Raw genomic sequence first — 25,027 nt, 5'->3', positions numbered from 1 at the left:
GGCCCCGGAAAACGGGGGCCCCGGCCCGGTGCATGTCCGGGGCCCCCCCCCCCGTTGTGTCCCGCAGCCGCTCGGGGCCTGCGTCGCCGCAGGCCGGGGCCGGTGCTAGCGGTAGTTGACGTACTGGAGCGCGAAGTCCAGGTCCTTGCCCTTGAGCAGGGCCTGCACGGCCTGGAGGTCGTCGCGGCTCTTCGAGCTGACGCGCAGCTCGTCGCCCTGGACCTGCGCCTTGACGCCCTTCGGGCCCTCGTCACGGATGATCTTCGCGACCTTCTTCGCGTCCTCCGTGGTGATGCCCTCCTTGACGTTGGCGAAGATCTTGTACTCCTTGCCGGACAGCTGCGGCTCGCCGGCGTCCAGAGCCTTCAGCGACAGGCCGCGCTTGATGAACTTGGTCTGCAGGACGTCGAGGATGGCGCGCACGCGCTCCTCGCCGTTCGCCTTCATCTCGATCTTCTCGGCGGTGCGGCTGATCTCGCCGCCGACGCCCTTGAAGTCGAAGCGCGTGGCGATCTCACGGGAGGTCTGGTTGATCGCGTTGTCGACCTCCTGCCACTCGACCTTCGAGACGATGTCGAAACTGGAGTCGGCCATGGGTGTTGGTCTCCTTGATGCTCTGGCTTCACTGGCACGGCCCGCCCTCGCGGGCGTCCGGAGTCCCAGCCTATCCAGCGCCACACCGGCCCCGCCCGTACCGCCCGCCCGCGGTTCCTTGATCATTGCGTGATCTATCGAGTGGCGGAGCACCCCCCGGCATCGGGTATGGTTTACCAAGTCGAACGGGGTGAACACCCCGGGAAACGAAGATCCTGGCTGGTTGCCCGAGCGGCCAAAGGGAGCAGACTGTAAATCTGTCGCGCAAGCTACGCAGGTTCGAACCCTGCACCAGCCACAGGGATGCAAAAGAGCCCCTGATCTGCGGAAACGCAGATCAGGGGCTCTTTTGTTGCGCTCGAACACCGGTCACGCCGGATGGTCGTTTTGCGTGGTTTGTCTCACCTCGTTTCGCCCGGATCCCGGTCCTGACCAGCGGTTCCGGACCAGGCGCGGACCAAGCTCAGGAACCCTCCGTCGGGGGCGCCGCGCGACGCTGGAGCCGCTCGGTGATGAGCTGGTTCGCGTGGTCCTCGTCACCGTGGATGCACTTGGCGTAGACCCGGAGCAGGACGGCGATGCTGTGCCCCGCTCGCCGAGCGCACTCGGCCACCGGCACGCCGGAAGCCAGCCAGAGCGAGACCCCGCCGTGCCGGGCGTCGTACGGGCGCTTGGCCAGTGGAGTGGCCCGCTCCTCCTCGCTGAAGACCTCGGCCCGCGCCGCTGCCCAGACGACGCCGTACCCGCTCTCCTGCACCATGCCGTTCCGGAAGGTCCGGAAGAGCCGGCCGTCGGGAGCCGTGCCGTACAGCTCGATGTGCTCCCGCAGCAGCTTCACCAGCTCGGGCGGGATCGGCACCGGCCGGGTGGCCGTCTCCGCCCGGTGCTTCAAGCCGCGCGGATCGTGGGACGCACCGCTGTCGGTCCAGGACGACCCGACGCGGGGACTGTTCCCGTTGAGGTTGAGCTTCCCCCAGCCCTCCGCCGGGAGAACGCACCGGTCCTTGCGCAGGTGGACCACCTCGCCCGGACGCATGCCCGCGTAGTACATGCACCCGAAGAAGGCGACCAGCCGCGGCCCGCGCCGCCCCTGCCGGCCGACGGCCTCCAGCATCGCGGCGGCCTGCTCGGGGCTCATGACGTACTCGGGATCGACCTCATCCTCGGCCCGAGGCGGCTGCCACTGCACCGACGGCAGCGGGTTGACGGTCAGGAGGCCGTCCTCGACGGCACGGCCCAGGACGTGGTTCAGGATCCGCCGCTTCCGGAGCGTGGTGGAGGCGGCGGCCTTGGTGCCGTCCAGCTTCACCGAGAGGGCGGCGAGCAGGCGGCGGACCATCTTCGGGTCCGCCAGCCCGGACACGTCCACGGAGTTCCGCGCCACCCAGGCCAGGGCCTTGGCGACGTCGGCCGGCGGCTCATCGGTCCACCGGTTCACGTTGAAGGCCCAGCCGTACAGCGCGCGCCGCACGAGCGGCTTGTCCGGCATGCCGGTCTTGGCCTTGACCAGCTCGAACGTGACGCTGGCCAGGGCATCCGCCCAGGTCGTCCGGGTCTTGGCCGGGGCGCCGTCCCAGCGGGCTTCGACGTAGTTCCGCCCGTGCTGGTACCAGGTGACGGAGTTCTGCTCCTCCTGGCGCTTGCGAAGCTCCGAGAGGGGGAGGCCCGTCTCCGTGTCGAAGGGCTCGTGAGTTGCCGCTGCGACGAGCAACTGGGACTTCCGCCCGTCCGCCTGGGTCTTCGTGAGGTAGGACTCGGAGAACTCCAGGCCGTTCACGGTCCACCGCACCTGCCACGGCTTGCGGCGGTCGGGCCGATGACGGTGCTCCCAGAACGTGACCCTGTAGGAGGTGGGCATCAGGCGGCCACCTCGCAGGAGTCGAGCCACGCGTCCAGGTCGGCCCGATCGACGCGGACCTGGCCGTTGGGGAGCTTGATGAGGCGCGGCGCCTGGCCCCGGGCGCGCATCCGGTAGAAGGCGGCACGGGACATGCCGAGTTCGGCGAGGACGACGGGGAGCTTGAGCAGTTCGCGCTTGGGCATGGCGAAGTCTCCTGCTGTGGGTGCGGAGGGTGGCTGCGGAGTGTTGCGAGCCCTCTCGCGGGCGGCGGCGGAGGGCGGAAGGCGTCAGGTATGTCAGGGGAACTCGCTGACCTGGTGCTACGGCTCCTGGCCGGGAGTCAGGGGCTGTCAGGGCTGTCAGGGGATCTCGGATAGCCCTGACAGCCCTGACGTTCCCTGACGGGCCGTCCGGCGGCGTGCGCGCTGGTCAGAGGTTTGCCCTGACATCCCTGACGGTTACGTGATCGGGTCCGTGTTCGTGGGGGCGCTCAGCACCGGGTGGACACGGTAGGTGACGGCCTGCGGCCGGCCACGCTGATTGTTCGCCGGGGGCTGGTCGGTGCGGAGCCAGCCGTGCTGTTCGAGGAGGGCGAGCGCGGGTTCGACGTCGGCGACCTTCTTGAACCGCCGGGACGACGCGACGGCGTCGTGCGCCTTGATGTGGCTGCGGTGGGTGCCGTCCTTCTTCGGCCGCTGGAGCCACTGGAGGAGGGCATGGGCATCCTCGGTGGCGGGGTCGGCGGCGATCAGGTCGAAGACGGCGAGGGTGTGGGCGGTGTAGTACTCGGCGATCTCGGCGGCGCGGTCGACGGTGGCCGCCTCGACGGGCGCGCGCCAGTCGCCGCCGACGTGGTCGGCGAGGTGGAGGAGGACCGCGATGCGGGCGATGTGGCCGACCAACTTGCCTGCCCAGTCCTTGATGTGGGCGAGCGGCTCGTCCGGGCGGAGCTGGACCTCGAACTTCTCCTGCAGCTTCTCGACGGCGAGGTCGGCGGCCTCGGTCATCGTGACGAAGGCCGGCTCGTCCAAGGAGGTGAGGGCGCGCAGGAGCGCGGAGAGGCGGACGTCGTAGGTGGTGGCGACCGGCTCGGGGATGGGGGTGGTGCGGATCTTGCGGTAGCCGAGGTTGGACGGCGGGAGGGAGTACAGGAAGCGGGCGAGCAGGCCGCGGTCGCGGGCGCCGGGGGCGGCGCCGAGCTCCTGGAGGACGGCGGGCTGCGGGGTGACGCCGATGGTGAGCGCGGGCTTGTCGACGGTCGGCTGCTCGCGGGTGATCCGGTCGGCCTGGAGGCGCTCGCCCTTGTGGGCCTGGAGGAAGACGCCGAGGTTGGGCTTGCTGCTGTAGCGGCCGACGATGCTGTCGAAGAGGTCGCCCTCGGGCGAGAGCGCGGCCAGGCAGCGGTGGACGCCGAGCTGGTGGGTGACGGTCTCGGGGGTGATGTCCCCGGACAGGGTCAGCCGCGGGCTGGGCGGCACGACGATCTCGTCGGCCAGCATCCGGGCGCCGGCGATCTCGGCCACCAGGTGGGCGCGGTCGAGGTCGGGGTTCTTGCGGGCCTTGGCCATGAGTGCCTCGACCTCGGCCAGCGCCGTCTCCTTGGCGGTCTCGGCCTCGATGATCCGGCCGCGGGCCTCGGCGCGGAGCTCGTCCTCGACCCGGTAGACCGGGCCGGTCATGAACGCGAACACGTCGGACTTGCGGCTGGCCGGGGGCATCGCGCAGACCAGGTAGAGGTTGGACTGCTCGCGCCAGCCGGGCCGGATCTCCACCCCCACCCGCCCGCCGGCGGCGGTCGACAGTGCGGCCAGGGACATGGTGGCGGCCATGTCGACCGGGGTCTGGGTGAACTCCGCCACCGCCTCCACGTACGCCCCGACCCACTTCGGGAGCGCGTGCGCGGGGAAGACGGGGAGGGCGCCGTGGGAGCCGAGCGGGACGGGGTCGAGCCAGGTCTCGCCGGAAGCGAGGTCCGAGAGGGCGGCCAGGGCAGCAGTGCGGACGGCCTCCAGGTCGGCCTGGTCGTCGTCGGCCATGTGGGCGAGGCGGCTGGTGGCGGTGTTGATGCGGCGCCGCTCGGCGGCCACGCGCACGATTTCGGCGTAGTAGTCGCCGTTCGCGGCGGTGGGGGTGGCCGCGATGCAGGTGTGCAGGTAGCCAGGTCCGCCGATGCGGCCCAGGTCACCCTGGGTGCGCAGGACACCGGCCAGCAGCAGCGGATCGACCGGCCGTTCGCCGTCGGCCATGCGGGTGATGGTGCGCCAGATCGTCTCGTGCGCGGGGTGGTAGAAGGCGCTCGGGTCGCCGAGCTGGGCGGCGAGCGCGGGGATCTGGGTGGGGTCGAGCAGGGCGGCGCCGATGACGGCCTGCTCGGCGGCCTTGACCTCGGAGGGCTCGGGCCGGAACGGGATCACGTTCGGCGCGTACTCGGTGCTCAACGGGCTGGTGACCGGGCCGCTCACCGGACACCGCCGAGCAGGTCGGCGACGAGCGGGGCGAGGTTGCGGTTGGCGTGCGCGGTGAGGGCCGCGATGACGGTCTTGGCCTCGTCGGTGAGGGTGGGTCCGGGGCGGGCCGTGGTGGGGGTGATGAGGATGGTGTTGGGGATCGGGAGGAGCACGGTGGCGGTCACCAGGACGGCGGGGCGGTCGGTGCGCTCCGGGCTGGCCAGTACGGGCCACGCTTCGCCGGGGCGGGACCACGGGGCGCGTTCCCAGTCCAGCGGGTACCTGGTGGGGCGGTGCGCGAGCGCGCTGTGCCGCAGGCCGATCCTCGCGCAGAACTGGGCGCCGCCGTCGTGGTCGACGTACACCTCGACCCGCTCGATGTCGGGGCGCACGGCCGCGTAGCCCGGGGCCATGACCGGGCTGGTGGCGATGCGCCACGCGGCGGCGGCGAACTCGGCCGGGCGGAGCGGCTCGCCGTCCTCGTGGAAGTGGCCGGCGTGGTGGGCGATGTAGGCGCCGTAGCGGGAGTCGCCGTCGCTGGCGTTCTCCCGGTCGGCGGCGTTGTCCACGATGACGAGCGTGGAGTGGTCGAACTGGGGCATGCTGATCCCATCTCTGTGAAGGGGATGCACGGCCCGCAGCAGCCTTGACCTTGCCGGGATGAGAGCTGCTGTGGGCTTCGTGCTATGCGGGAGCGGGTCTGCCGGTCCCCCGCACCGCCGGGGCGGAGACCTTCCGGGGCCCGGAGAGCGGCGGGCGGCAGGTAGGCGACTGGTGGGTGTGGGCTGACCTGCAGCTCCTACCGCCGTATCAACTTCCTGGAGAGGTGCCGGGAAGAGGTAGGGGAGCGGGCGCGGGGCGAAAACGGAGCGGCGGCCGGTCAGTACCCGGCCGCCGCTTTGGCGCGCGAAGGAGCAGTTTGGCTAGGGCTCAGGATGGGCCGAGGCGGTGGGGTCGACATTGGAGAAGAGGGATTCCCACGACTGAGGGGTGGGCAGCGCGGGCCGGGGCGGGGAATGCGGGGAGGCGGGAGGGTCCAGGTGGATGGACCAGGCGATGAGCGCGGCGAGGATGGCGGCCACGATGGCGAGCGCCGTGGTCGCGCCGAACCGGCGAGGCGGGTGGTGGGGCAGGCGGGGTGCCGGCCGGAGGTCCTGGATGCGCTCGCGGTCGGGGCGCCGGCCGTGGTGCACGGCGGCGATGTGAGCGCGGCGCTCGGCTTCCGACTCGGCCTCACCGGAGTGCTCGCTGACGGTGCGACAGACCCCGCACCAGTACTCGTACGGCATCTGCCGAGCATGGCAGAACCATCGCCGTCCGGAGGGCCGAACGAGGGCGTCCGGGACGGGGGAGCCCCTTCTGGCGGATGCCCGTCCGGAAGGGGTAGGGCGGTAGGTAGGGGGCCGGTAGGGCGGGCGGTAGGCGTGCGCTGACCTGCGGTTCCTACCGTCCTACCGTTGCCCTGGGAGGGGGCCGGGAGAGGGCGGGGGAGCGGGGTCAGGCGGTCTTCTGGAGCACCGCCGGGACGGTGCCCGGGGCGCTCTCGGGGAGGGCCTCCAACTGCACCGCGAGACGATTGCGCTGGCGGCCGTTGAAGGTCAGCTTCTTGCCCTCGACCAGGGCCACCCCCAGGTCCTCCAGGTGGGCCCTCAGGTCGGGGACCTTCCAGGCCTCGAACAGGCCCCGCGCCTGGCCCTCCTCCAGGACGTGGGAGAGGTGCGCCGCGGTGCCCTGGTCGGACATCCCAGCGACGTACCGGATGAGGGCGTAGAGGTCGGCATCGGCGGGGGCGTCCTGGGGCTCGTCGTCCTGGCCGTCGACCTCCTCGGTGGAGGCCTCCTCCGAGTCCTCCGTCCTGGCCTCGGTAGAGGCCTTGGCCTTCGTGGCGGCTTTCTCCTTGGCCGCCGTCTCCCGGGCGTCTTTGTCGGCCTCGGCGAGCTCGGCGGCGGCTTTGGTGTTGCCGACCGCGACCGCGACGATCACCCACACGACGAGCACGACGGCGACCGTGGTCGGCGCGTACCGGGCGACGGGTCGGGCCAGCACGGGGGAGAAGAACAGGCCGAGGCCGAGCGCTCCCCCGACCTGCTGGCGGGTGACCTTCACGTGGGGTCGGACGGCGCGGATGATCAGGCGGTTGCCCAGGCCGAACGCGGTGAGGGACGCGCCCTCCAGGTAGCGGAGGGGCTTCATCAGGCACCGACCAGGCTCTTGAGGACGGAGCCGATCACGGTCAGCGGCAGGGCCCAGATCCCGCCGGCGGCGGCGTAGACGGACGGCACGGTGGCGCCGAGCGCCGAGTCCTTCCACGGGCCGGGCTTGGTGCCGAACAGCACGATGGTGAGGATCGCGGCGACCGCGCCGGCGCCGACGTTGCCGAACGCGGCGTTCTGCGAGGCGAAGGCGTGGGTCAGGGACTCGCCGACGGTGCCCGGCGCGCTGAACGCCTGCCCGGCGCCAGCGGCGAAGATCCCGAAGACGATCATCAGCCAAGCGGTGTGCTCCTCCTTGTGCTTCTTCGCGAGCTTGCCCTGCTTGTCGGCCTTGCGACTGCCGAGGATGATCCACACGGCGATGGCCAGGCAGAGACCGCCGGAACCGAACGAACCGAGCAGCTGGGAGTCCATGGTGGTGATCTCCTGGGTCAGTGGTGGGCGGTCGAGAGGAGGGTGACCAGCGGGGCCAGGCCGAGGGTGCCGACCAGGGCGGAGGCGAACGGCACCCGCACGAGAACCAAGACGGTGAGGCCGGGGAAGCCGCGGACCTCGGAAACCCGGACGTGGCCCCACCCGCGCATCCGCAGGTCGATGAGCCAGGTGCCGGCCGCGGCGAGTGCGGCGACGGTCAGGGGCATGCGGGCGGCCAGCTGGACGACGCCCATCTGGTAGCCGAGCACGGCGGAGGTGGTGGTGAGCATGCACCAACGGCGGAACCGGCGGGCACGCTCGGACTGGGGCTGACGCCACAGCACGGAGGCCCGGCGCTTCTGGACGAGCTGCTCGGCGCGGTGCCGGTCCTCGCGCTCCTCGGGGGTCTCCCCCTGCTCCCGGTACTGGGCCTCGCGGTCCTTGCGGGCGCGTTCGGCCTGTTCCTCGGGCGTCTGGCTGATCAGCAGGCGCAGGCTCTCGGCCACGGTCCGCAGGTCGTACTTCTCCTGGGCCGGGTCGGTGGAGGTGACCACATCCTCGCCCTCGGCGTCCGGCTCCTGGCCGTCGTCCTCGACGGCCGGATCCTCGGTGGCGTCGGTGCCGGCCGCTCCGGCATCGTCCTTGCGGAGGTCGATGGGCTCGGTGGCGCGCTGGGTGGGAACGGATGGCGGCCAGCTCTTGCGCCACCACTCGACCACGGGTTCGGGTTCGGGCTCGGGGACGGGCATGCCGGCAGTGGGCGGCTCGTTCGGCGGCGGGGGGACGGTCATCGCCGCCACCCCCGGCGACGGCGGGCGAGCAGGCTGGTCGCGTAGCAGGCCAGGGCGAGGTCGATGACCCAGAACGCCCAGCAGAGCAGCATGGAGATCACGGTCTGTTCTCCTCTCAGGAAGGGGGCCCGGCCGGAGCCGGGCCCGGACGGCGGGTCAGGAGGAGCGCCACCAGGAGCGCGCGGCCGGGGCGCGGTGCCAGGCGGTGATGGAGCGGCTGGTGCGGAGGGCGTCGATCTGGCGCTGGCCCTCGCGGTCGGCGTCGCGGACGGCGGCGGCCCGGCGCTGCTGGCCGGACTGCGGCTGCTGGTTGCGGCGGAAGATCTGCATCGGGTTCACGCGTTCCTTCAGCGGTCGACGACGGGCTTGTCGAGGTCGCGGTGGGTGAGGCGGACGGTGGCGCCGGCCTTGGCGAGGCGCCGGGCGAGGGCCATGGCGACGGTGGCGGCGCGGTGGCGGCCGCCCGCGCAGCCGACCGCGATGGTCAGCGGCGCCTCGGTGGGGCCGGCGTCGTACGCGTCGGCCAGCAGCGCGGCGGCGGCGATCAGCTCGCGGATGCCCGGGGTGGCCAGGACGGCCTGGCGGACGGGCAGGTCGTGGGCGGTCTGGTGGCGCAGGGCCGGATCGACGTGCGGGTCGCGGAAGTGGCGGCGCAGGTCGAGGGTCAGGGTCGCTTCGGGCGGGTCGGCGTGGAGGTAGCCGAAGCTGACGACGTCGATGGTGGTCAGGGCCATGACAGTGCCCTCCGAGTGCGGCATGGCGGGGCGGAGCCGGGGGAGGTGGTCAGATCTCGTCGCAGCGCAGCTGGTAGCAGCTGTCGCAGATCGGGATGATCCACTCCTCGTTGTTGACGTCCTGCGCGAACGGGTCCGCGCAGACCTCGACGCCGTCGCCCGTGCCGCAGAAGAGGCAGCTCTCCATGTCGTTCTCCTTCGAGGTCAGGTGGCGGCGTTCGGGGTGTAGCCGGAGGCGATCAGCTCGGCGGCCTCGGCGCGGCGCCCGGAGGCGGTGGCGAGGGAGACGTCGAGGGCCTCGGTGATGGCCTGGAGAGTGACGGCCTCGGGGTTGCCGCCGACGGCGAGGATCATCCGGGCGACCTTGCGGGTGGCGCGGGCGGCGGGGGTCAGCTTCGCGGCGTCCTCCGCTTCGACCGCGCGCAGCTCGGCTTCGGCGGCGCGCTCGCGGGCTTCAGCGGCACGGAGCCGGGCCTTGCGCGCGTCCTCTTCGTGCCCGGCCTGGACGCGCCGGGCGTCGGCGGCGTCGCGGTCGGCTTCGGCCTTGCGCTTGACCGCTTCAGCGGCGGCCTCTTCCGTTTCGGCCGCGCGCTTGGCCGTTTCAGCGGCACGCAGGCGGGCCGCCTGAGCGGCCTCTTTCGCGTCGGCCTCGGCCTGCTCGTCGTCGGCCGCCGCGCGGTTCGTTTCAGCGGTACGGGCGCGCGTTTCAGCGGCGGTCTTCTCGGCTTCGGCGGCGGCCTGGCCGGTTTCAGCGGCGCGCAGTCGGGCGTCGGCGGCCTCCTGCTCGGCAGCTGCGGCGGCCAGTTCCTCCGTCGCCTGGTCGAGGCGCTCGGCGGCCTCGGCCTCCCGGCCGGCGGCCACGGTTCGGGCGTGGGCGTGGGCCTTGGCGGTGGCGGTCTCGGCGCCGACCTCGTACCCGGCGGCCTCGACCCGGCCAGTCGTGCGGAGCTTGGAGATCTTCAGCTCGGCGGCGCGGGCCTCGGCTCGTGCGGCGGCCTCGGTCTCGAACACGGCCGCGCGTTCGGCCCGCAGCTTGGCCCGCTCCTCGGCCTGCGCGGGCAGGGCCAGGGCCTCGTCCACGGACAGGCCGAAGCGCTCCATGGTGAGCGGAAGCAGCAGGTCGGACCGTACGCCCTTCAGCTTCTTGCCGTGGTCGCGCTCCAGCATCACCCGGTAGACGAGCCGCTCGCGCTCCAGCTCGACCGCCCGGTCGTAGGACGCGATGCCGTACAGGCGCATCCGCCGGAACATCCGGAAGGACGGCCAGGGGGCGAGGATCCAGCGGTGCAGCGGGACGCCGTCGCGGCCGTGGCCGGCCTCGATCCGGGTGATCCGGATGACCAGGCGCCGCCCGGCCTCCACGACCGCGACGAACATGACCGGGATCACGGCGTGCATCGCGGTGCCGGTCGGGTTCTTCAGCAGCGGCCCGGCGGAGGCGGCGTTGAAGTAGATCGTGGCGGCGGTGAAGGTGTGGGCCAGCAGCCGCAGCCACGGTGCCGGGGCGCCCTTGCGGATCAGGTGCAGGTCCATGGCCAGCAGGGCTACGATCCCGGCGTCCACGCCGATCGGGAACGCGTAGCTGAAGTCCCCGAAGCCGTGCCTGAAGCCGAGGTCCTTCAGCGCGGTGTAGGAGCCGCTGAAGCCGATCCCGGCAAGGGCTGCGCCGCCGACGGCGGCGAGGACCGCCACGCCGACCATCAGCTTGTCCGAAGCCCCCGCCCGTGCGGCTGAAGCGGCGGGCCGCGCGGTTGAAGCGGCGACGGTCGGGGTTGAAACGGCCGCCGGTGCGGCCATGGTGGTCACGCGGCCACTCGCTCGACGCTGGCGGTGCGGTGGATGACTGCCGGGCGCCGCAGCGGAACCGGAGCGATGCTCAGCAGGCGCTCGGCGTAGGCGGCCAGCATCGGGTCCTCCCGGCGCAGGTCCGCCAGGATGTCGCCCGCGGCGTCCATCCGGGCCTCGCACTCGACGTCGTCCTCACCGGGAACCCCGGTGAACAGCCGGGTGAACTCCGACTCCACGACGAGGCCGAGCGCCAGCTCGGCGAACTCGTCCTCATTCAGGGCCGTTTGGCCTGCAACAATCGACCTCACGGGTCTACCTCTTCTCTCGCAGAGGGTGGGCCCGAGGGCCGCCGCGCGTTCCTTGGCCGGGAGCGCGGCGGCCCAACTCGTGTGGGCCCAGCTACTCGTGGTGCACGAGTAGCCATGGCCGCGGCCCAACCGCGAGCGGAGGGCCGGGCCAAAGTCACTCGTTCACAGGTCGGGGCCAGCGGAGCAGGACCCGACTGGCCGTCCTTCGGGATGTGCTCCCAGGCATGGACGGCGTTGACCTTTCGGTCTCTAGCCATCCGGACTGCCAAGGCGCCGGTTGCCTCGGCCCGATCTATCCCGGGCCCCTTCACCCTGGGCACGGCGGGCGCCGGCCATTGATGGGTGCGTTTGTGCAGGTCAGAGCAGCCCAAAGAAGGCCCCTCTGTGTCGCCCCTGTCTCACTCGGTGCGACACCCACAACATAGACAACCTGCTTAGGCAGGTCAAGAGAGTTGGGTTTCTCGCGCCTGTTGGGCACCTCCCCTAGCATTGGCCTATGGCCCTAGACCCGGATGACTCTCGCCCCCCGTATCAGCAGGTCGGCAGCTCTCTGCGGGCCTCGATCCTCACGAAGAAGCCGGGCTTCGAGACCGGCGACAAGCTCCCCTCCGGCCCCGAGCTGGCGAAGCACTTCGGCGTGGCGCGCGGCACGGTGGACAAGGCGCTCGACCTGCTCCGTACCGAGGGGCTGATCGTGACCCGGCAGGGGAGCGGCTCCTTCGTGCGGGAGCGCACCTCTCGGCCGGTCGGGCTGCGGCCTCACCTCGAAGCGGCCTTCGAGCAGCAGCAGGTGACCCTCGACTTCGCCGGCTTCTCCAGCGAGACGCTGCACAACGCGCTCCAGGAGCCGCTCGACAAGGTCCGCTCCGGGCGGCTGGCGCCGGAATCCATCACGGTCCGCCTGCTGCTGCCCGACACCTCGGCGCCGATGGCCGTGCCGGTCCTGGTCGACGGGCTCCAGGACGAGGCCGCCCTTCGGGGGCGCGCTCGCAACATCGCCCTGACGAACGCTGGCGGGATCGCGCACTCGGTGGAGATGCTGGCCGAGCTGGGCTTGGTCCAGAAGGCGAGCGTCCAGGTCAAGGTCCACCGGGCGTCCAGCCTGTTCAAGCTGTACATCCTGAACCGGGCGGAGGCGTTCTTCGGCTTCTACCCGCTCCGCGAGCGCACCGTGACGATCGACGACACCGCCCACACCTTCTACGACGTGACCGGCAAGGACACCACCCTGTTCCACCACGCCGCCGGGCCGGACGACGCCTCGCTCGGCTCGCAGTACGTCCAGCAGGCCCAGATGTGGTTCGACAGCGTGTGGAGCACGATCGCGTACGAGCGGCAGCCATGACCGCTACCCCTGAGCAACTCGCCGACGTGCTGCGGCCGGTGAAGCACGTGCTCCTCGACTTCGACGGTCCGGTGTGCTCGGTCTTCGCCGGCTTCCCCGCCTCGGAGGTCGCGCGCCGACTCCGTGAAGGCCTGCTCGCCGCCGGCGCGCCGGCCCCGGCCGGGGCAGAGAAGGAGAACGACCCGCTCGCCCTGCTTCGGCTGATCTCGGACGCTCGCCCCGATCTCACTGTGAGCGCGGATGCCGCGCTGGCCGTGCTGGAGACCGAAGCCGTCCGGGCTGCCCGCCCGACCCCCGGCGGAGAATCGGTTCTGCGCGCTGCTGTTCACTCCGGTCGGCTGGTCTCTGTAGTCAGCAACAACGCGGGCGACGCGATCGAGACCTACCTCACCGAGCACGGCCTCAGCGAATACGTGGCCGGTGTCTTCGGGCGGGCGCCGGGCGACCCCTCCTCCATGAAGCCGAACCCACGACTCCTGTTCGAAGCGATGGAAGCCGCAGGTATCGGGTCGGAGCCGTGCATTTTCATCGGCGACGCAACCCGCGACGTCGAGGCCGGGGAAGCCGCCGGAATCCTGACGATCGGTTATGCAAACAAGCCGGGGAAGGAAGCCAAGCTGGCCGCTGCTGGCGCCGTGGTGATCGTGGACTCGATGGAGCTTATCGCGGGTGCCTTGACGTAACAGTTCTGGCCAACTGGCGACGAGGGTACTCCCTCATTCTGCTGATTGTTCATAAACCCATGCGTCCTTGAATGTTCGCCAGCCTGGATGGGCCCGCTGGCCTTCTCAATTAAATCCCGGATTCCATTTTGCCGACTGGGGGCGGCGCGGGATTCTTGTAGTCGTCTACGGCTGGATTTCGTGCAATGAATCCGACCGAAGTGTAAAGCCGCGAAGTCCCGACTGCTCGCGTGATCGCAGTTCGGCAGCCTCTCACCTATCAAGCATCGGGAGCCACAGATGGTTCACATCGCCGCTGGAGCTGGGGATATGGTTCTCCAGGTAGGCCTCACGGCTATTCCGGCCTGCGCGGCAATGGTGGCGGCCGCCATTGCCGCCAGATCGGCAAAGAGGACTAAGCGCCTCGAGATTGAAGCGCAGCGAATTCGAGAACTTGAGAGTAGGATATCTGACAAGAAGTATGACGTCTATAAGCCCATGATTAACCTGATTCGAGATATGCTCGACCAGCGGTCAATCGATGATGAAGACTCTCGCAGTAAAATATCCGACTTCGCAACCTGGGTGGCCATTTATGGGTCGGATGAAGCGGTTCGGGCATTTCGAAATTTCATGCAAGCTGCCTTCCATTCCGCTCCGCCTATCGTGCTCATGAAGTTGTATTCCGAGTTTGTGTTGGCGGCCCGCCGCGATATCGGGCAGGCGGAAACCAAAATAACCGAACTGGACTTCCTTGGGGCGCGCATTCGCGACCTTCACCAGAGCGATTTGCTTATTGGGATTGGGCGGCCGCTGCTAGAAATCTGCGCCGACCACGGCTGGTCGCCACCGTGGCTCGACGGACCCATCTCGCGGGCCTGACCGCAGCTGCCGTGGTCAGCCGGCTCCACTCGACTCGTGGGCACGGCCGCCCGCCGCCGGGAGGAGCGCGAAGGCGGCGGTGGAGGCGAGTGGCCTGTATCACGCGCGCTTAGTGCTGAAGCTTGGGTCAGGCCGCCGCCTGCCCCGCATGCACGAGTCCGTTGGTGGGGCCCTCGGGACCATGATCCGGACCAGGGGCGGACCAGATGGGTCCGGTGATCAAGAGTTGCCTGGTCAGAGCGCCCTTGGTCAGCGGCCTGTAAATCTGTCGCGCAAGCTACGCAGGTTCGAACCCTGCACCAGCCACAGGATAGAGAAACAGCCCCCGATCTGCGGAAACGCGGATCGGGGGCTGTTTCGTTGTGTTCCGGCGGTTCCGCGTGGGGCGGGGCCGGCCGGGCTACTTATTGCACATTGCTTGCAATTACGGGTAGCAGGCAGCAGAGTGGGGGCCGGGGGTGGGAGTCCTTCGACAGAGCTGATCGTCTTCCCAGCCGGCGACCGCCGGGACAACGGCTCGCCCCACCCCCGCCAACAGCCACCGGACGGGGCCGGCGCGGCGCGGCCGCCGCGTCAAGGGCGCGTCAAGGCCGCTCGTGGCGGCGTCAGGAACGCGTAGGGCCCGCCGGGGCGGCGGGTGCGCGGACCACAGGATCGGACCAACTACCGACTGCGGAGGTCCGTCCGATGTCCAGCGCCACCACCCCGGCCGTCACGGCCGAACCCGAGCCGCCGGACACCGGTACGGGCGACGAGCGGCACCGGCTCAGCGCGCTCGGCGGGTTGGCCGCGCTCTCGCTGGACGCCATGGCCTCGGTCGCGTACGGGCCGGAGTCGATCGTGCTGGTGCTCGCCGCCGCCGGGGCGTACGGGCTGGGCTTCACGCTTCCGGTCACCGCGGCGATCGCCCTGCTGCTGGCGGTGCTGGTCGCCTCCTACCGGCAGGTGATCGCGGCCTTCCCGGACGGCGGCGGCTCCTACGCGGTGGCCAAGGCGCACCTGGGCCGCCGGACCGCGCTGACCGCGGCCGCCTCGCTGGTCGTCGACTACGTCCTGAACGTCGCGGTCTCGGTCACCGCCGGCGTCGCCGCGCTCACCTCGGCCGTCCCGGGCCTGTACGACGACCGGGTCTGGCTCTGCCTGGGCGTGCTCGCGCTGGTCACCGCGGTGAACCTGCGCGGGATCGCCGAGTCGGCGCGCTGGTTCATGGCGCCGACCGCCGTCTTCGTGCTCTCCATCCTGGCGATCGTCGTGGTCGGGCTGTTCCGGGACGGCCCGGCCAGCACCGCGGCTGCCGCCGGCCACGCCTCGGCGCTCGCCGAGAACGCCACCGCCGTCGGCGCGCTGCTGCTGCTCAAGGCCTTCGCGGCCGGCTGTTCCGCGCTGACCGGCGTGGAGGCGGTGGCCAACGCCGTCCCCTCCTTCCGCACCCCGCGGGTCAGGCGCGCCCAGCACACCGAGGTCGCGCTCGGCGCCCTGCTCGGCGTGATGCTGATCGGGCTGGCCGTGCTGATCGGCCGCTTCCACCTCCAGCCGGTCGAGGGCGTCACGGTGCTCGCCCAGCTCGCCGACGCCTCGCTCGGCCACGGGTTCGGCTTCTACGTCGTCCAGTTCGCCACCGTGGTGCTGCTCGGGCTCGCCGCCAACACCTCCTTCGGCGGGCTGCCGGTGCTGCTCGACCTGCTCGCCCGGGACAACCACCTCCCGCACGTGTTCGCGCTGCGCGCCGACCGCCAGGTGTACCGGTACGGCGTGCTGTTCCTGGCCGCGGTGTCGGCGGCGCTCCTGGTCGGCTCCGGCGGGGACGTCAACAGCCTGGTGCCGCTGTTCTCCATCGGCGTGTTCGTCGGCTTCACCGTCTGCCAGGTCGGCATGGTCCGGCACTGGCTGCTGCACCGGCCGTCCGGCTGGCGGTGGAAGGCCGCGCTGAACGGTTTCGGCGCGCTGCTCACCGGCGTCGCGGCGCTGGTCGTCACCGGCACCAAGTTCACCGAGGGCGCCTGGGGCATCGTGGTGGCGCTGCCGCTGCTGGTGGTGCTGTTCGAGGCGGTCCACCGCAGCTACGCGCGGATCGGCGAGCGGCTGGAGCTGGGCCGGGTGCCCGGCCCGGTGACCAGGCAGCGCAGCCTGGTCGTCGTCCCGGTGACCGCGATCACCCGGCTGACCCGGGACGGCCTGTCGGCGGCGCTCTCGCTCGGCGACGAGGTGATGGCGGTGACGGTGGTGCACGAGCCGGCCGTCGCGGAGGCGCTGCGCCGGGACTGGGAGCTGTGGCGCCCGGGAGTGCCGCTGGTGGAGATCCCGGACGTCCACCGTCGGCTGGGCCGGCCGATCGCCGACTTCGTCAACGAGCTGGGGGCGGAGCACGCCTACGACCGGCTGACCGTGCTGATCCCCGAGGTGGAGCCGGCCCGCTGGTGGCAGCGGGCGCTGCAGAACCGGCGCGGCGCCGTGATCGACCGTGCCCTGCGGCGGCACACCGACGCGGTGGTCTGCCGGCTGCGCATGCGGATGTGATGAGGAGCGGGAACGAGGCGGCCCCGGACGGCAGACTGCCGTCCGGGGCCGCTCCGTTCCCGACCCGTTCCCCGCACGGCGACGCCCGACGAGTACCGACGCCCGCCTCCGCCGGATCTCGGCCCGATCACGACGGTCTCGGTCCGGTGAAGCGCCCGTCAAGGCCGCGTCAACGTCGCGCCATCACCCGTATGGAGGACGTCAGGACCCCATAACGCGGCCCTGACGGCTGGTTTGCTGCATCTGCCGGTCGTCCGCCGGCGCCGCGCGAGCCCTTCCGGCCCAGGTCGCGGCATCTCCCGAACCACTCTGGTGGAGCCCATGTCCGATCTCATCTACGTCGGTGTCACGGTCGCCGTGTTCGCCGTCATCGCCCTGATCGCGCGGGGGGTGGAGAAGCTGTGAGCGCCGAGAACATCGCTGGTCTGATCGTGGCCGTCGCCCTCGTCGGCTATCTCGTCGTCGCGCTGATCTACCCGGAGAAGTTCTGACATGAGCTCCACTCTCGCGGGCTGGATGCAGGCCCTCGCCCTCGTCGGCGCGCTGGCCCTGTGCTACCGCCCCCTGGGCGACTACATCGCCCGGATCCTCACCACCTCGAAGCACCTCAGAGTCGAGCGCGGCATCTACAAGGTGATCGGCGTCGACGGCGATGCCGATCAGCGCTGGCCGGCCTACCTCCGCTCGGTGCTGGCCTTCTCCGCCGTCTCCGTCCTCTTCCTCTACGGCCTGATCCGCCTCCAGGGCTACCTGCTGCTGAACCTGGGTGTTCCGCAGATGGAGGGCCACCAGGCCTGGAACACCGCCATCTCGTTCGTCACCAACACCAACTGGCAGTCCTACGGCGGCGAGTCCGCGATGGGCCACCTGGCGCAGATGGCGGGCCTGGCGGTGCAGAACTTCGTCTCCGCGGCCGTCGGCATCGCCATCGTGGCGGCGCTGATCCGCGGGTTCACCCGCAACAAGACGGACCGGCTGGGCAACTTCTGGGTCGACCTGGTGCGGATCAACCTGCGGCTGCTGCTGCCGATCGCCGTCGTGTTCGCGCTGGTGCTGGTGGCCAACGGCGTGGTCCAGAACTTCCACGGCTTCCACGAGGTCACCAACCTCGCGGGTGACGTCCAGAAGATCCCGGGCGGCCCGGTGGCCTCCCAGGAGGTCATCAAGGAGCTGGGCACCAACGGCGGCGGCTTCTTCAACGCCAACTCGGCGCACCCGTTCGAGAACCCGACCGGGTTCACGAACTGGCTGGAGATCTTCCTGATCCTGCTGATCCCGTTCGCGCTGCCGCGGGCCTTCGGCCGGATGGTCGGCGACAACCGCCAGGGCTACGCCATCGCGACGGTGATGGGCCTGTTCTGGGTGGCCTCGGCCGCTCTGATCACGCTTGCCGAGTCGCAGCACCAGGGCAGCGCCCTGCAGGCCGCGGGCGCCGCGATGGAGGGCAAGGAGCAGCGCTTCGGCATCGCCGCCAGCTCGCTGTTCGCCGCCTCGACCACGCTGACCTCGACCGGTGCGGTGAACTCCTTCCACGACTCGTACACGCCGTTCGGCGGCGGGCTGACGGTCTTCAACATGATGCTGGGCGAGATCGCGCCCGGCGGTGTGGGCTCCGGCCTGTACGGCATGCTGATCCTGGCGATTGTCGCGGTGTTCGTCGCCGGTCTGATGGTCGGCCGCACCCCCGAGTACCTGGGCAAGAAGCTCGGCGGCCGGGAGATGAAGTTCGCCTCGCTGTACATCCTCACCACCCCCGCACTGGTGCTGGTCGGCACGGGTGTGGCGATGGCCCTGCCGGGCGAGCGGGCCGGGATGCTCAACTCGGGCGCCCACGGCTTCTCCGAGGTGCTGTACGCCTTCACCTCCGCGAGCAACAACAACGGCTCGGCCTTCGGCGGTATCACCGTCAACACCGACTGGTACGACACCGCGCTCGGCCTGTGCATGGTGTTCGGCCGCTTCCTGCCGATGGTGTTCGTGCTGGCGCTGGCCGGCTCGCTCGCCCAGCAGCAGCCGGTCCCGGCCACCCCGGGCACCCTGCCCACCCACAAGCCGCTGTTCGTGGGCCTGCTGTCGGGCGTCGTCCTGATCGTCGTCGGCCTCACCTACTTCCCGGCCCTGGCTCTCGGGCCGATCGCGGAAGGTCTCTCCTCCTGATGTCCACCTCTACGCTCAACCCCGCACCGGCCGACAAGCCGGAGCCCGCCGCGCCGCACAGAGTGGCGAGCGGCCTGCTCGACCCGAAGCTGATCCTCGCGTCCCTGCCGGACGCGGTGAAGAAGCTCGACCCCCGGGTGATGATCAAGAACCCGGTGATGTTCGTCGTCGAGGTCGGCTCGGTGGTCACCACGGTCTCCGCGATCGCCGACCCGTCCGTGTTCGCCTGGGCCATCACCGTCTGGCTCTGGCTCACCACGGTGTTCGCCAACCTGGCCGAGGCCGTGGCCGAGGGCCGCGGCAAGGCCCAGGCCGACACCCTGCGCAAGACCAAGACCGAGAGCGTCGCCCGCCGGCTCACCGACTGGCCCGCCACCCGGGCCGAGGAGGAGGTGCCCGGCACCGAGCTGAGGCTCGGCGACCACGTGGTGGTCGAGGCCGGCCAGATCATCCCCGGCGACGGTGACGTGGTCGAGGGCGTCGCCAGCGTCGACGAGTCGGCGATCACCGGCGAGTCCGCGCCCGTCATCCGCGAGTCCGGCGGCGACCGCAGTGCCGTCACCGGCGGCACCAAGGTGCTGTCCGACCGGATCGTGGTGAAGATCGCCTCGGAGCCCGGCAAGTCGTTCATCGACCGGATGATCGCCCTGGTCGAGGGTGCCGCCCGGCAGAAGACGCCGAACGAGATCGCGCTCAACATCCTGCTGGCCTCGCTGACCATCGTCTTCCTGGTCGCGGTCGTGACCCTCCAGCCGATGGCCACCTACGCGGGCGCCCCGCAGTCGATGATCGTCCTGGTCGCCCTGATCGTGGCGCTCATCCCGACCACCATCGGCGCGCTGCTCTCCGCGATCGGCATCGCCGGCATGGACCGGCTGGTGCAGCGCAACGTGCTGGCGATGTCCGGCCGCGCCGTCGAGGCCGCCGGCGACGTCAACACCCTGCTGCTCGACAAGACCGGCACCATCACCTTGGGCAACCGCCAGGCCGCCGAGTTCCTGGCCGCCCCGGGCGTGTCCACCGACGAACTGGCCAGCGCCGCGCAGCTCTCCTCGCTCGCGGACGAGACCCCGGAGGGCCGCTCGATCGTGGTCCTCGCGAAGACCGAGTACGGTCTGCGGGCCCGCGCCCAGGGCGAGCTGACCCACGCCACCTGGGTGCCGTTCACCGCTCAGACCCGGATGTCGGGCGTGGACCTGGACGAGGCCGAGGGCGTCCACCAGGTCCGCAAGGGCGCGGCCGGTTCGGTCTCCAACTGGGTGACCGAGAACGGTGGTTCGGTCGGCGACGAGGTCGCCACCCTGGTCGACGGCATCTCCGCCGCCGGTGGCACCCCGCTGGTCGTCGCCACCAAGGTCGGCAGCGGGCCCGCCCGCGTCCTCGGGGTCATCCACCTCAAGGACGTGGTCAAGGAGGGCATGCGGGAGCGCTTCGACGAGCTCCGCCGGATGGGCATCAAGACCATCATGATCACGGGCGACAATCCGCTGACCGCCAAGGCGATCGCGGAGGAGGCCGGCGTGGACGACTTCCTCGCCGAGGCCACGCCCGAGGACAAGATGGCCCTGATCAAGAAGGAGCAGGAGGGCGGCAAGCTGGTCGCGATGACCGGCGACGGCACCAACGACGCCCCCGCGCTCGCCCAGGCCGACGTCGGCGTCGCGATGAACACCGGGACCATGGCGGCCAAGGAGGCCGGCAACATGGTCGACCTGGACTCCAACCCGACCAAGCTGATCGAGATCGTGGAGATCGGCAAGCAGCTGCTGATCACCCGCGGCGCGCTGACCACCTTCTCGATCGCCAACGACGTGGCCAAGTACTTCGCGATCATCCCCGCGATGTTCGCCGGGGTCTACCCGGGCCTGAGCCACCTCAACATCATGGGCCTGCACAGCCCCCAGTCCGCGATCACCTCGGCGATCATCTTCAACGCCCTGGTCATCATCGGCCTGATCCCGCTCGCCCTGCGCGGCGTGCGCTACCGCCCGTCCGACGCCAGCTCGCTGCTGCGCCGCAACATCGGGGTCTACGGCTTCGGCGGCCTGGTGGTGCCGTTCGTCGGCATCAAGCTGATCGACCTGATCGTCCAGTTCATCCCCGGCCTCAGCTGACGCAGGGAAGGAGAGAAAACCATGTCCAAGCCCCTGCCGACCATCCTCCGCACCCACTTCACCGCCCTGCGGGCACTCCTGGTGCTCACCGTGATCCTCGGGATCGCCTACCCCCTGCTGATCACCGGCATCTCCCAGGTCGCCTTCACCGACAAGGCCAACGGCTCGCCCGTGACGTCCGACGGAAAGGAGGTCGGTTCCAGCCTGATCGGCCAGAACTTCAACCTCCCGAAGAAGAACCCGGACGACCCGAAGGAGGAGGCCCTGCCGGACCCGAAGTGGTTCCAGCCCCGCCCCTCCGCGGCCGGGACCGGCTACGACGCCTCCTCCTCCAGCGCCAGCAACCTCGGCCCGAACAGCGAGGACCTGCTGAAGGCCGTCGAGGACCGCCGCGCCGCCGTCGCCGCGTTCGACGGCGTCGACCCGGCGAGCGTCCCGGCCGACGCGCTGACCGCCTCCGGCTCCGGCCTCGACCCGCACATCTCCGTCGCGTACGCCAAGGAGCAGGTCGACCGGGTGGCCGGGAACCGCGGCCTGCCGGTGGAGGCCGTGGCCAAGCTGGTCGACAAGTACACCGAGAGCCGCTCGCTCGGCTTCCTCGGCAACGAGGGCGTCAACGTCGTGCTGCTCAACAAGGCGCTCAGCGAGCAGAAGTGACATCACCTCGTACAGACGGGTGACCGGGCCGGCCCGCGTCCGCAGACGTGCACCACTTTTCGATGGAAAGAGCAGTGCCCATGGCTCGCGACCTCACCCCCGGCACCGGCAACCGCGGCGGCCGCCTGAGGGTGTACCTCGGCTCCGCGCCGGGGGTCGGCAAGACCTATCGGATGCTGGACGAGGCCCGGCGCAGACAGCAGCGCGGGGCCGACGTCGCGGTCGGGTACATCGAGTGCCACGGCAGACGCCACACCGAGGCCATGCTGGCCGGCCTGGACGTCCTGCCACGGGTCCGGCGCGCCTACCGGGACGCCGAGTTCGACGAGATGGACCTCGACGGGGTGCTCGCCCGCCGCCCGACCGTCGTGCTGGTGGACGAGCTGGCGCACACCAACGTCCCCGGCGGCCGGCACGCCAAGCGGTGGCAGGACGTCGAGGAGATCCTGGCCGCCGGGATCGACGTCATCACCACCGTCAACATCCAGCACCTGGAATCGCTGAACGACGTCGTCCGGAAGATCACCGGCATCCCGCAGCGCGAGACCGTCCCGGACGAGGTGGTCCGCCGGGCCGACCAGATCGAACTCGTCGACATGGCCCCGCAGGCGCTGCGCCGCCGGATGGCCCACGGCAACGTCTACCGGGCGGAGAAGGTGGACGCCGCGCTCTCGAACTACTTCCGGGTCGGCAACCTCACCGCCCTGCGCGAACTCGCCCTGCTCTGGGTGGCCGGGCGGGTGGACGAGGGCCTGCGCGACTACCGGGCCAGCCACAACATCGACCGGGTCTGGGAGACCCGCGAGCGGGTCGTGGTCGCCCTCACCGGCGGCCCCGAGGGCGAGACCCTGATCCGCCGCGCCGCCCGGATCGCCGACCGCACGGCCGGCGGCGAGCTGCTGGCCGTCCACGTCTCCCGCAGCGACGGCCTGGCCGGCGCCTCCTCCGGCGCGCTCGCCCAGCAGCGGCAGCTGGCGGAGGCCCTCGGCGGCAGCTACCACGTGGTGGTCGGCGACGACGTCCCCACCGCGCTGCTCACCTTCGCCCGTGCCCACCACGCCACCCAACTGGTGCTCGGCACCAGCCGCCGCGGCCGGATCAACCGCTTCCTCACCGGCCCCGGCACCGGGCAGACCACCGTGGACGCCTCCGAGGACATCGACGTCCACATGGTCACCCACGAGTTCACCGGCCGCGGCCGGCTGCCCTCGCTCGGCCGCCGCCACTCCCGGCGCCGCACCTTCGCCGGCTACCTGGCCGGCCTGGCGGTTCCCTGGCTGCTCACCGCCCTGCTCTCCCAGGCGCACCACAGCATCAACCTGACCACCGAAGCGCTGATCTTCCAGCTCGGCGTGGTCATCGTCGCCCTGCTCGGCGGAGCCGTGTCGGCCCTGCTGGCCTCGGTCGTCGCCTCAATGCTGCTGAACTACTACTTCATCCCGCCGATCCACAGCCTGACCATCGGCGAGACCAACAACATCGTCGCCCTGGTGGTCTTCGCCGCCATCGCGCTCACCGTCTCCACCGTGGTCGACCACGCCGGCCGGCTCACCAGCCGGGCCGCCCGCGCCACGGCCGAGGCCGAGACCCTCTCCACCCTGGCGGGCAGCGTGCTGCGCGGCGCCGACGCACTGCCCGCCCTGCTGGAGAAGTCCCGGACGGCCTTCGGCATGCGGGCCGTCGCCCTGCTCTCGCGGGTCGACGGCGAGGCGCTCGCGCACTGCGCGGGGGACCACCGGGGCGATGGCGACGGGCCGCACGAGACCACCGAGGTCCCGGTCGGCCCGGACGCCGTCCTGGTGCTCACCGGCCGCCGGCTGCCCGCCGCCGACCAGCGGGTGCTGACCGCCTTCGCCGCCCACGTCGCCGCCGCGCTGGAGCGCGACCGGCTGGCCGTGGTCGCCGCCGAGGTCGAGCCGATCAAGGCCGCCGACCGGATGCGCACCGCCCTGCTCGCCGCCGTCAGCCACGACCTGCGCACCCCGCTGGCCGCCGCCCGCGCCTCGGTCGGCTCGCTGCTCAGCCCCGACGTCGAGTTCTCGCCCGAGGACCAGTCAGAGCTGCTCGCCACCGCCGACGAGTCGCTGGTCAAGCTCACCCGGCTGGTCGACAACCTGCTCGACATGAGCCGCCTCCAGGCCGGCGCGCTCACCCTGCACCTCACCGAGACCCACCTGGACGAGATCCTGCCCCGGGCGCTGGACAGCCTCCCCGACCCGTACGCGCCGGTCCAGCCGCTCGACCTGGAGACCACGCCGCCGGTGCTCGCCGACCCGCCGCTGCTGGAGCGGGTGCTCGCCAACGTGATCACCAACGCGCTGCGGTACAACGCCCCCGGCGCGCCCGTCCTGGTCACCGCCAGCCACCACGCCGACCAGGTCGAGATCCGGGTGATCGACCGCGGCCCCGGCATCGCCCCCGAGGACCGGGACCGGGTCTTCCTGCCCTTCCAGCGCCTCGGCGACACCGACAACACCACCGGCGTCGGCCTCGGCCTCGCCCTCTCCCGGGGCCTCGCCGAGGCGATGGGCGGCAGCCTGGAGGTCGAGGACACCCCGGGTGGAGGCACCACCATGCTGCTCACCCTGCCCGCCGCCACCACCGGGCCCGCCGTCACCACAGCCCCCGCCACCTCAGCCCCCGCCGCCACCGAGCCCGGACACCCCGGGGAGGAATCGCGACATGAGTGAGATCCTGGTCGTCGACGACGAGCCGGCCCTCCTGCGCACCCTGCGGATCAACCTCAGCGCCCGGCAGTACGCCGTCCGCACCGCCGCCAGCGGCGGCGAGGCGCTCGACCGCGCCGCGCACAGCGCCCCGGACGCCGTCCTGCTCGACCTCGGCCTGCCCGACCTCGACGGGATGGACGTGCTGCGCGGCCTGCGCACCCGCAGCGCGATGCCGATCATCGTGCTCTCCGGCCGGACGGACGCCGCCGACAAGGTGGGCGCCCTGGACGCGGGCGCCGACGACTACCTCACCAAGCCGTTCCTGATGGAGGAACTGCTGGCCCGGCTGCGCGCCGTGCTGCGCCGGCCGCCGGGCGGTGTGCCGTTGGGCCGGCCGGTGATCGGCGACCACACCGTGGACCTCGCGGCCACCGCGGTGAACGGCCCGAACGGTCCGGTCCGGCTCACCCCGACCGAGTGGCGCATCCTCGCCCTGCTGCTCGCCAACCCCGGGCGGCTGGTGCCCGGGCGGCAGATCCTCCGCGAGGTGTGGGGCCCGGCCCAGGAGGGGCGCGGCAACTACCTGCGGGTCTACTTCGCCGGGCTGCGCCGCAAGCTGGAGCGCGATCCGGCCCGGCCGCGGCACCTGATCACCGAGCCGGGGATCGGGTACCGGTACGTGCCGTGACGGACCGGCGGGCGAGCGCCGGCGCTCGCCCTCGTCAACGAGCCGTCAAGAGCGCTCCGGTGGACGACAGGAGGGCGTCAAGGCCGTCCGGGGGCGGTGTTTCGCGGGCGTAGTGTCGGTGTCGAACGAGCGGCCCGGCTCCGTGTGGGGGAGGTCCGGGTCCGCTCCGGCAGCCGTCCGAGGACGGCCAGCAGGTGGGGGAGGGGC

The 25,027-nt window shown here is 71.3% G+C and carries 24 protein-coding genes and 1 tRNA gene; 11 read left to right on the top strand and 14 right to left on the bottom strand.

Annotated features, from left to right (window positions below):
• Window positions 1-105: 105 nt before the first annotated feature.
• Window positions 106-594 (bottom strand): YajQ family cyclic di-GMP-binding protein, encoded by a 489-nt coding sequence (locus tag ACWGJO_RS22355; RefSeq protein ID WP_359897561.1) that lies wholly within the window; start codon window positions 592-594, stop codon window positions 106-108.
• Window positions 595-811: 217 nt separating this feature from the next.
• Between ACWGJO_RS22355 and ACWGJO_RS22350 the strand changes: the two genes are divergently transcribed.
• Window positions 812-892 (top strand) — tRNA-Tyr (locus tag ACWGJO_RS22350).
• A gap of 165 nt (window positions 893-1,057) precedes the next feature.
• On the opposite strand, the gene ACWGJO_RS22345 is transcribed toward ACWGJO_RS22350, so the two are convergent.
• From ACWGJO_RS22345 to ACWGJO_RS22285, 13 genes are all read right to left on the bottom strand, one after another.
• On the bottom strand, window positions 1,058-2,452 hold the full coding sequence (locus ACWGJO_RS22345) for a tyrosine-type recombinase/integrase (protein ID WP_452186174.1): 1,395 nt from the start codon (window positions 2,450-2,452) through the stop codon (window positions 1,058-1,060).
• A complete protein-coding gene (locus tag ACWGJO_RS22340; protein ID WP_452186172.1) occupies window positions 2,452-2,637 on the bottom strand; it encodes a helix-turn-helix transcriptional regulator in 186 nt (61 codons plus the stop codon). Before ACWGJO_RS22340 ends, ACWGJO_RS22345 begins: the two co-directional genes overlap by 1 nt.
• 255 nt (window positions 2,638-2,892) lie before the next feature.
• Window positions 2,893-4,896, bottom strand: coding sequence for a DUF3987 domain-containing protein (locus tag ACWGJO_RS22335; protein WP_452186170.1), 2,004 nt, complete (start codon window positions 4,894-4,896; stop codon window positions 2,893-2,895).
• The gene (locus ACWGJO_RS22330; RefSeq protein WP_452186168.1) at window positions 4,893-5,483 is read right to left on the bottom strand and encodes a hypothetical protein; all 591 of its coding nucleotides are present in this window, start codon (window positions 5,481-5,483) and stop codon (window positions 4,893-4,895) included. The genes ACWGJO_RS22335 and ACWGJO_RS22330 overlap by 4 nt, the downstream gene beginning before the upstream one ends.
• 321 nt (window positions 5,484-5,804) lie before the next feature.
• On the bottom strand, window positions 5,805-6,170 hold the full coding sequence (locus ACWGJO_RS22325) for a hypothetical protein (protein ID WP_452186167.1): 366 nt from the start codon (window positions 6,168-6,170) through the stop codon (window positions 5,805-5,807).
• Window positions 6,171-6,378: 208 nt separating this feature from the next.
• Window positions 6,379-7,074, bottom strand: a complete 696-nt coding sequence (locus ACWGJO_RS22320; protein WP_452186165.1) for a hypothetical protein — start codon at window positions 7,072-7,074, stop codon at window positions 6,379-6,381.
• The gene (locus ACWGJO_RS22315; protein ID WP_452186163.1) at window positions 7,074-7,508 is read right to left on the bottom strand and encodes a hypothetical protein; all 435 of its coding nucleotides are present in this window, start codon (window positions 7,506-7,508) and stop codon (window positions 7,074-7,076) included. The genes ACWGJO_RS22320 and ACWGJO_RS22315 overlap by 1 nt, the downstream gene beginning before the upstream one ends.
• Window positions 7,509-7,525: 17 nt before the next feature.
• Complete coding sequence (locus ACWGJO_RS22310; protein WP_452186161.1) at window positions 7,526-8,299, bottom strand: hypothetical protein; 774 nt, start codon at window positions 8,297-8,299, stop codon at window positions 7,526-7,528.
• A 156-nt stretch (window positions 8,300-8,455) separates the two neighbouring features.
• Complete coding sequence (locus ACWGJO_RS22305; protein ID WP_452186159.1) at window positions 8,456-8,638, bottom strand: hypothetical protein; 183 nt, start codon at window positions 8,636-8,638, stop codon at window positions 8,456-8,458.
• Between the two features lie 8 nt (window positions 8,639-8,646).
• The gene (locus ACWGJO_RS22300) at window positions 8,647-9,033 is read right to left on the bottom strand and encodes a RapZ C-terminal domain-containing protein (RefSeq protein WP_452186157.1); all 387 of its coding nucleotides are present in this window, start codon (window positions 9,031-9,033) and stop codon (window positions 8,647-8,649) included.
• Window positions 9,034-9,082: 49 nt separating this feature from the next.
• Entirely contained in the window at window positions 9,083-9,220 is a 138-nt protein-coding gene (locus ACWGJO_RS22295; RefSeq protein ID WP_452186155.1) for a hypothetical protein, read from the bottom strand.
• 17 nt (window positions 9,221-9,237) lie between these two features.
• The gene (locus ACWGJO_RS22290; protein WP_452186153.1) at window positions 9,238-10,734 is read right to left on the bottom strand and encodes a DUF2637 domain-containing protein; all 1,497 of its coding nucleotides are present in this window, start codon (window positions 10,732-10,734) and stop codon (window positions 9,238-9,240) included.
• Between the two features lie 101 nt (window positions 10,735-10,835).
• A complete protein-coding gene (locus ACWGJO_RS22285; RefSeq protein ID WP_452186151.1) occupies window positions 10,836-11,129 on the bottom strand; it encodes a hypothetical protein in 294 nt (97 codons plus the stop codon).
• Window positions 11,130-11,625: 496 nt separating this feature from the next.
• Here ACWGJO_RS22285 and ACWGJO_RS22280 point away from each other — a divergent pair, with 496 nt between their 5' ends.
• The 10 genes from ACWGJO_RS22280 (at window position 11,626) to ACWGJO_RS22235 (ending at window position 24,820) form a co-directional block, all read left to right on the top strand.
• Complete coding sequence (locus ACWGJO_RS22280) at window positions 11,626-12,474, top strand: GntR family transcriptional regulator (protein ID WP_452186149.1); 849 nt, start codon at window positions 11,626-11,628, stop codon at window positions 12,472-12,474.
• Window positions 12,471-13,157, top strand: coding sequence for an HAD family hydrolase (locus ACWGJO_RS22275; RefSeq protein ID WP_452186147.1), 687 nt, complete (start codon window positions 12,471-12,473; stop codon window positions 13,155-13,157). The genes ACWGJO_RS22280 and ACWGJO_RS22275 overlap by 4 nt, the downstream gene beginning before the upstream one ends.
• Before the next feature lie 279 nt (window positions 13,158-13,436).
• Window positions 13,437-14,018, top strand: coding sequence for a hypothetical protein (locus tag ACWGJO_RS22270; RefSeq protein ID WP_452186145.1), 582 nt, complete (start codon window positions 13,437-13,439; stop codon window positions 14,016-14,018).
• A 687-nt stretch (window positions 14,019-14,705) separates the two neighbouring features.
• Window positions 14,706-16,535 (top strand): APC family permease, encoded by a 1,830-nt coding sequence (locus ACWGJO_RS22265; RefSeq protein ID WP_452186143.1) that lies wholly within the window; start codon window positions 14,706-14,708, stop codon window positions 16,533-16,535.
• Window positions 16,536-16,936: 401 nt separating this feature from the next.
• A complete protein-coding gene (gene kdpF, locus ACWGJO_RS22260) occupies window positions 16,937-17,026 on the top strand; it encodes a K(+)-transporting ATPase subunit F (protein ID WP_097237446.1) in 90 nt (29 codons plus the stop codon).
• A gap of 1 nt (window position 17,027) precedes the next feature.
• Window positions 17,028-18,692 carry a potassium-transporting ATPase subunit KdpA gene (gene kdpA, locus ACWGJO_RS22255; protein WP_452186141.1) on the top strand — a complete coding sequence of 555 codons (1,665 nt, stop codon included), beginning with the start codon at window positions 17,028-17,030 and terminating at the stop codon, window positions 18,690-18,692.
• Entirely contained in the window at window positions 18,692-20,806 is a 2,115-nt protein-coding gene (kdpB, locus tag ACWGJO_RS22250) for a potassium-transporting ATPase subunit KdpB (protein WP_452186139.1), read from the top strand. Before kdpA ends, kdpB begins: the two co-directional genes overlap by 1 nt.
• Window positions 20,807-20,827: 21 nt before the next feature.
• Entirely contained in the window at window positions 20,828-21,463 is a 636-nt protein-coding gene (gene kdpC / locus ACWGJO_RS22245) for a K(+)-transporting ATPase subunit C (RefSeq protein ID WP_452186137.1), read from the top strand.
• 80 nt (window positions 21,464-21,543) lie between these two features.
• Complete coding sequence (locus tag ACWGJO_RS22240; RefSeq protein ID WP_452186135.1) at window positions 21,544-24,153, top strand: ATP-binding protein; 2,610 nt, start codon at window positions 21,544-21,546, stop codon at window positions 24,151-24,153.
• Window positions 24,146-24,820 (top strand): response regulator, encoded by a 675-nt coding sequence (locus ACWGJO_RS22235; RefSeq protein WP_387686218.1) that lies wholly within the window; start codon window positions 24,146-24,148, stop codon window positions 24,818-24,820. Before ACWGJO_RS22240 ends, ACWGJO_RS22235 begins: the two co-directional genes overlap by 8 nt.
• Window positions 24,821-25,027 lie beyond the last annotated feature (207 nt).

This window comes from Kitasatospora sp. NPDC054795, assembly GCF_053611565.1.
This window is presented reverse-complemented; position numbering and strand designations above follow the sequence as displayed.